Annotated in this window: 8 protein-coding genes; 6 read left to right on the top strand and 2 right to left on the bottom strand. The window is 72.6% G+C overall.

The annotated features are described in order from the left end of the window. The coding region (locus VKG64_03145; GenBank protein ID HKB24026.1) for a peptide-methionine (S)-S-oxide reductase at positions 1 to 325 on the bottom strand (325 nt) is incomplete at its 3' end. 116 nt (positions 326 to 441) lie between these two features. Here VKG64_03145 and VKG64_03140 point away from each other — a divergent pair. The 6 genes from VKG64_03140 to VKG64_03115 are packed head-to-tail and all read left to right on the top strand — an operon-like array spanning position 442 to position 4,592. Then, on the top strand, positions 442 to 696 hold the full coding sequence (locus VKG64_03140; GenBank protein HKB24025.1) for a hypothetical protein: 255 nt from the start codon (positions 442 to 444) through the stop codon (positions 694 to 696). An 11-nt stretch (positions 697 to 707) separates the two neighbouring features. After that, entirely contained in the window at positions 708 to 2,129 is a 1,422-nt protein-coding gene (locus VKG64_03135; protein HKB24024.1) for a M20 family metallopeptidase, read from the top strand. Further along, positions 2,111 to 2,779 (top strand): cyclase family protein, encoded by a 669-nt coding sequence (locus VKG64_03130; GenBank protein HKB24023.1) that lies wholly within the window; start codon positions 2,111 to 2,113, stop codon positions 2,777 to 2,779. The genes VKG64_03135 and VKG64_03130 overlap by 19 nt, the downstream gene beginning before the upstream one ends. 1 nt (position 2,780) lies before the next feature. Continuing rightward, a complete protein-coding gene (locus tag VKG64_03125) occupies positions 2,781 to 3,413 on the top strand; it encodes an MSMEG_4193 family putative phosphomutase (protein HKB24022.1) in 633 nt (210 codons plus the stop codon). After that, the gene (locus tag VKG64_03120) at positions 3,410 to 3,910 is read left to right on the top strand and encodes a DUF3090 family protein (GenBank protein HKB24021.1); all 501 of its coding nucleotides are present in this window, start codon (positions 3,410 to 3,412) and stop codon (positions 3,908 to 3,910) included. The genes VKG64_03125 and VKG64_03120 overlap by 4 nt, the downstream gene beginning before the upstream one ends. Then, positions 3,891 to 4,592 (top strand): SCO1664 family protein, encoded by a 702-nt coding sequence (locus VKG64_03115; protein ID HKB24020.1) that lies wholly within the window; start codon positions 3,891 to 3,893, stop codon positions 4,590 to 4,592. The genes VKG64_03120 and VKG64_03115 overlap by 20 nt, the downstream gene beginning before the upstream one ends. Before the next feature lie 6 nt (positions 4,593 to 4,598). Here the strand turns inward: VKG64_03115 and hpnR are convergent. Then, the coding region (gene hpnR, locus VKG64_03110; GenBank protein HKB24019.1) for a hopanoid C-3 methylase HpnR at positions 4,599 to 6,082 on the bottom strand (1,484 nt) is incomplete at its 5' end.

Here is a 6,082-nt window from a genome sequence, read left to right as displayed (position 1 = left end):
TGCGCGGATCGTACCCGACCAGCACGGCCTCGGTGTGCCCGGTCGCGCCCGAGCAGACCTCGCGGTACGTCGGATTCCTGGTGGAGCCGCCGGCATAGCCGACGGCGGTAGTGTAGACACCGTCCAGCTGCCAGAACTTCCGCTCGGCGCCCCAGAAGCAGCCGAGCCCGAACATCGCCAGCTCCGTCCCCGCCGGGAACGGCGGCACGAGCGGGTTGGCGTTGACGAAGTGCTTCTCGGGCACGGGCATGCGCTCGTTGCGTCCCGGCAGCGCCTGGTCCCGCGCCGGCATCGCGATCTTCTTCGAATACCCGAACACAGGCACCTCCTCGGCCGGCGCGCCGGCGTCGGCCGGACGACCGGTGGAAGAACGTCGACTCCCCGCCCCCTATGCTAACACCCGTTGCGCTCGGCTCCACGTCGAGTACAATGGCGTCCGCCATGAACGCCGGAGGCAAGGCGAGTGCCCGAGGCAAGGTGCTGAGGCTCACCCCCGAGCTCGCGCTCGCGCGCGCGGCGCGGACGTTCCTCGCCGAGGCGGCCGACCGCTGCCCGAAGTGCGACAGCACGTTCATCAAGCGCGAACCCGCCTTCATCCACTGTCGCCACTGTGGGAAGCTCGCGCGGATCGCGAACGTGTCGCTCGAAGTGCAGGAGCTCTTCGAGCTCCGCTCCGGCCTCCGCATCGCGTCCTGAGGGGGGACGCGATGGCGCTCGACTCCGCCAAGGTCCGCGACTTCGTCCAGCGCACCTGGGACGACTCGATCGTCCCGACCCTGACCGAGTACGTCCGGATCCCCGCGAAGTCGCCGATGTTCGACCCCGAGTGGAAGGCGCACGGCCACCTCGACCGCGCCGTCGCTCTCCTCGAGGACTGGGCGCGGAAGCGCCCCATCGAGGGGCTGCGCGTCGAGGTCGTGAGGCTCGAAGGCCGGACACCGCTCATCTTCATGGAGGCGCCCGGCACGGGCCAGGACACGGTGCTCCTCTACGGCCACTGCGACAAGCAGCCCGAGATGGTCGGCTGGGCCGAGGGCGCAGGGCCGTGGACGCCGGTGCGCCGGGGCGACAAGCTCTACGGCCGCGGCGTCGGCGACGACGGCTACGCGACGTTCGCCGCGCTCACGGCGATCCAGGCGCTCGAGGAGCAGCGCGCGCGTCACTCGCGCTGCGTCGTCCTGATCGAAGCGTGCGAGGAGAGCGGCAGCTTCGACCTTCCGCATTACGTCGAGGCGCTCGCCCCGCGGCTTGGCACGCCGAGCCTCGTCGTGTGCCTCGACTCGGGCTGCGGCAACTACGAGCAGCTCTGGGGGACGACCTCGCTCCGCGGGGTCATCAGCGGCGTGCTCACGGTCGAGACGCTCACCGAGGGCGTCCACTCGGGCGCGGCAAGCGGCATCGTGCCCTCGAGCTTCAGGATCGCGCGCCAGCTCCTGGCGCGGCTCGAGGACGAAGCGACGGGCCGGATCATCCCGCCCGACTTTCACGTCGAGATCCCACCCGCGCGCGTCGCCGAGGCGCGCGAGGTCGCGAAGGTCCTCGGCGACGAGGTCTTCGACCGCTTTCCGTTCGCCCCGGGCACGCGGCCCGTGAGCGAGGACCCGCTCGAGCTGATCCTGAACAACACCTGGCGCCCAGCGCTTGCGGTCACCGGGGCCGCCGGGCTGCCGCTGCCGATCGACGGCGGCAACGTGCTCCTCCCGAAGACCACGCTGAAGCTCTCGCTCCGGCTGCCGCCCGCGTGCGACGCGAAGCGCGCCCTGCGCCGGCTGAAGGAGCTGCTCGAGACCGATCCGCCCTACGGCGCCCGCGTCACGCTCGAGACCTCCCGCGAGGGCGACCACGGCTGGGACGCGCCCCCGACGGACCCGAAGCTCCTCGCGTCCATCGATCGCGCGTCGATCACCTACTTCGGCAAGCCGGCGGTCTTCCACGGCATCGGCGGCTCGATCCCGTTCATGGGCATGCTGGGCGAGCGCTTCCCCACCGCCCAGTTCCTCATCACGGGCGCGATGGGCCCGGGCTCGAACGCCCACGGGCCGAACGAGTTCCTGCACCTGCCCACGGGCGTCAAGGTCACCGCGTGCGTCGCGCAGGTGCTCGCCGACCAGTGCGCGTCGTCGACCTGAGCTTCCCGATCCGCCCGCACTTCCGCTGGAAGGTCGCGCGCGACGTGCGCGCCTCGCACGCGAAGGGCGACCTCTTCGAGTCCTCGGTGATGACGCTCCCCTGCCACGCCTACACGCACGTGGACGCGCCCCGGCACTTCCTGCCGGGCACGCGCTCGATCGCCGAGATGCCGGTGGACCAGTGGATCGGCGAGGCCGCGGTCGTCGACCTCACCCACCTGCGCGCGAACGGTGAGGTGACCGCCGCCGAGCTCGAGAAGCGCGCGGGCCACGTGCGGGCCGGCGACATCGCGCTCCTCCGCACGGACTGGCCGCGGCGGACGAGCGTGGACGACGAGCGCTTCTGGCGCGAGGCGCCGTGGACGGGGCGGAGCGCGTGCGAGTGGCTCGTCGCGCGGCGGGTGAAGGCCGTCGGCTACGACTACCCGCCCGACTACTCGATCCGGACGATGATCTTCGAGCCCGGCGCGCGCGTGTCGGCCGAGGACTGCACCACGCACCACGTCTTCTTCCCGGCCGGCATCACGGTGGTCGAGTACCTCACGAACCTCCACGAGATCGGCCGCGACCGCTGCCGCTTCATGGCGCTCCCGCTGAAGCTCGCCGACGCCGACGGCTCGCCGGTCCGCGCGGTCGCGCTGGTGGACTAGCCTGGACGCCCGGCCCACGCTCGTCCTCCTCGTCCGCCATGGCGTGACGCCGACGACGGGCCGCGTGCTCCCGGGACGCGCGCGGGGCCTCCACCTCTCCGACGAGGGCCGGCGCCAGGCCGACGCCGTCGCCAAGCGCATCGCCGTGCTCCCGCGCGTCGCCGCCGTGTACACCTCGCCGCTCGAGCGCGCGTGCGAGACCGCGGCGCCCATCGCCCGCGCGTGCGGCCGGGCGCTCCGCGTCGAGCGCGGGCTCCTCGAGAGCGACATCGGCGACTGGACGGGCAAGTCCCTCCGGCGCCTCGCGTGGAAGCGCGAGTGGAAGGCGGTGCAGCGCCACCCCTCGGGCTTCCGCTTCCCCGGCGGCGAATCCTTCGTCGAGATGCAGGCGCGCGTGACCGCCGCGCTCGCCCGGATGGTGGCGCGCCACCCGGGCCGGACGGTCGTGGCGGTCTTCCACGCCGATCCGATCAAGACGGCGGTCGCCCACGCGCTCGGCATCCATCTCGACCTCTTCCAGCGCATCGTGATCGCGCCGGCGTCCGTCACTGCGATCGCGTACCGCGCCGAGGGCCCGCTCGTGCTCACCGTGAACTCGATGAACCGCGACCTCGCCGCGCTGGCGGGGCCATGAGCCCGTCCTTCGAGCTCGCGAGCCCGGACCTCTTCACGACGGGCGCGATCGGCGGGCCCGGCGAGCGCGTCTTCTACGTGCAGGGGCGGGAGGGCCGCACCGTCGTCACGCTCAAGAGCGAGAAGGAGCAGGTGCGCGCGCTCGCCCACTACCTCGCGGGGCTGCTCAAGAAGGTGCCCGACGCGGGCGAGCCGCCGCCGGCCGACGCGGCGCTGCTCGAGCCGGTGGACGCCGCGTGGCCGATCGCCTCGATCGCCGTGGGCTACGACGCCGAGCACCGGCGCATCGTCATCATCGCCAACGAGGTGCAGGAGGACGAGGAGGGCGGCGAGCCCGCGACCGCGCGCTTCGCGATCACCCGCGCGCAGGCGGCGGCGTTCGTCGAGCGCGCGGAGGGGCTCATGCGCGCCGGCCGGCTGATCTGCCCGGTGTGCAGCCAGCCCAAGGACGCGACCGGCCACGTCTGCCCGCGGAGCAATGGCCACGCCGTCCATTGACCTGCTCGCGCGCGGCGCGGTGAGCGTGAAGGGCCGCATGCCGTGGAGCAGCAACGCGACGTTCCTGGTGGAGGTGGCGCTCGGCGAGGCGCAGGGCCTCGCCGTGTACAAGCCGGCGCGCGGCGAGCGCCCGCTCTGGGACTTTTCGGCCGGCCTCTTCAAGCGCGAGCTCGGCGCCTGGCTCCTGTCCGAGGCCCTCGGCTGGCGCCTCGTGCCGCCGACGGTGGTGCGCGACGACGCACCGCTCGGGCCGGGCGCGCTCCAGCACTTCGTGGACGCCGACTTCGAGCAGCATTACTTCACGCTCGTCCGGGAGCCCGCGCACCACGCGCACCTGCAGCGGATCTGCGTCTTCGACCTCGTCGCCAACAACGCCGACCGCAAGAGCGGCCACTGCCTCCTCGGCCCCGACGGCGCGATCTACGCCATCGACAACGGCCTCTGCTTCCACGCCGAGCCGAAGCTCCGCACCGTCATCTGGGAATTCGGCGGGACGGCGATCCCCGAGGCGCTGCTGCAAGACGTCCGGCGCCTCGTGAAGCGGGGACTGCCCCGCGGGCTCTCGGAGCTTCTCGCTCCGGCGGAGTGCAAGGCGCTCCTCGCCCGCTGCCGGCGCGTCGTCGAGGAGGGAGCGTTTCCCGTGGACACGGGCGGCCACCGCTACCCCTGGCCGCTCGTCTAGCCGGGCCTACGTGCCCGTCGGCTGGCCCTCGCGCCGGACGACGGGGACGTGGACGAAGAGCTCGGACTGCCGCGGCCGCGCGCTGCCGGGCGCCGGCGGCGGCCGCATCGCGTACGTCACGGGCCGCTGGTGGTCGCCCCACTGGCGCTCGGCGTTGTAGACGCTCGCGAACTTCCAGAGGCTCCTGAGGAAATTCGTCTGGCCGCGGAGCGCCAGCCCGAACGCGAGCGCCGCGACCTGCCGCAGCGCCGCGAGCCCGAGGTGCTTCTTGTTCAGGACGGCCTGCGTCCTCACCAGCTCTTCGTAGAACCGCCGGAGCGGCAGCCGCGTCGGGAGCACCGCGTGCTGGACGTCGAAGAGCCGGTAGTCGAGCGTCGTGAGCCGCCGCGACTCCGTCACCCAGATCTCGGTCCCGGGGTAGGGCGTGGCGACCGTCAGGTGGACGATCTCCGGGACCGTCAGCGCCCACTCCCGGACGATCTCGAAGCGCCGCTCGTCCCACCCGGGATCGGCGATGATGTTGACGGCCACGGTGAAGCCCAGCTCGCGCGCGATCTCGAGCGCCTGGAGGTTCTCGCTCGGGGTGACGCGCTTGCGGTGGAGCCGGAGCCCCTCCTCGTCGAGCGCCTCGACGCCGAGGAACATGTAGTGGAGCCCGAGCCGCTTCCAGTAGGCGAAGACCTCGCGGTTCCTCACGAGCACGTCGCAGCGTGTCTCGAGGTAGTACTGCTTCTCGATCCCGCGCCGCTCGAGCTCGCGGCCGATCGCGAAACCGTGCTCGGGCTGGATGAAGGCCACGTCGTCCACGAGGAAGACGTTCGGCTCCCGGATGCGCGCCAGGTCCTCCGCCGCGGCCTCGGGCGAGACCTTCCGGTAGCTTCGGCCGTAGAAGGTCCAGGCGCTGCAGAACGAGCAGTCCCACGGGCAGCCGCGCGTGAACTCGGCCGAGGCGCACGGGTCGAGGACACCGATGAAGTACTTCCGGCGGCGCCGCGTGAGCTCGCGCGCTGGCGGGAAGCGGTCGAGGTCGTCGAGGAGCGCCGGCGCCGGCCCCACGCCGTGCCGCGTCACGACGCCCGGGAGCGTCTCGAGCTTCGGGTCGCCGATCGCCTCGAGGAGCCGCGGCGCGATGACCTCCCCTTCCCCGCGGACGACGCAGTCCACGGCCCCGCGCGCGTGGTCGAGGACCTCCGGGGCGATGAACGAGACCGAGTGCCCGCCGGCGAACACGAAGCAGCCCGGGAGGCGGCGCTTGGTCTCGCGCGCGAGGTCGAGCGCCTCGGGCACGTTGGCGAGGTAGTTCAGCGAGAAGCCGACCGCCGCCGGGCGGAAGGCGTCGAGCTCGCGGAGGTAGTCGCGCCGGCGGAAGATCTGGAGGTCGAGCACGCGCACGTCGTGGCCGGCCGCGCGCACCGCCGCGGCCACGCGCTCGAGCCCGAGCGGCTCGAGCCGCAGGTAGATCTCGGAGTACATGAGCGGGCCGGGATGCA

Source organism: Candidatus Methylomirabilota bacterium (assembly GCA_035260325.1).
In the GTDB taxonomy this organism is placed as follows: domain Bacteria; phylum Methylomirabilota; class Methylomirabilia; order Rokubacteriales; family CSP1-6; genus AR19.
Note: the sequence above shows the minus strand (reverse complement) of the source record. Positions and strands in the feature narration are given on the sequence as shown.

Bases quoted from the DNA above. Each gene is read 5' to 3' on its own strand.
- VKG64_03115 (HKB24020.1), top strand. From the start codon at position 3,891: ATGGCCACGCCGTCCATTGACCTGCTCGCGCGCGGCGCGGTGAGCGTG.
- VKG64_03120 (HKB24021.1), top strand. From the start codon at position 3,410: ATGAGCCCGTCCTTCGAGCTCGCGAGCCCGGACCTCTTCACGACGGGC.
- VKG64_03135 (HKB24024.1), top strand. From the start codon at position 708: ATGGCGCTCGACTCCGCCAAGGTCCGCGACTTCGTCCAGCGCACCTGG.
- VKG64_03140 (HKB24025.1), top strand. From the start codon at position 442: ATGAACGCCGGAGGCAAGGCGAGTGCCCGAGGCAAGGTGCTGAGGCTC.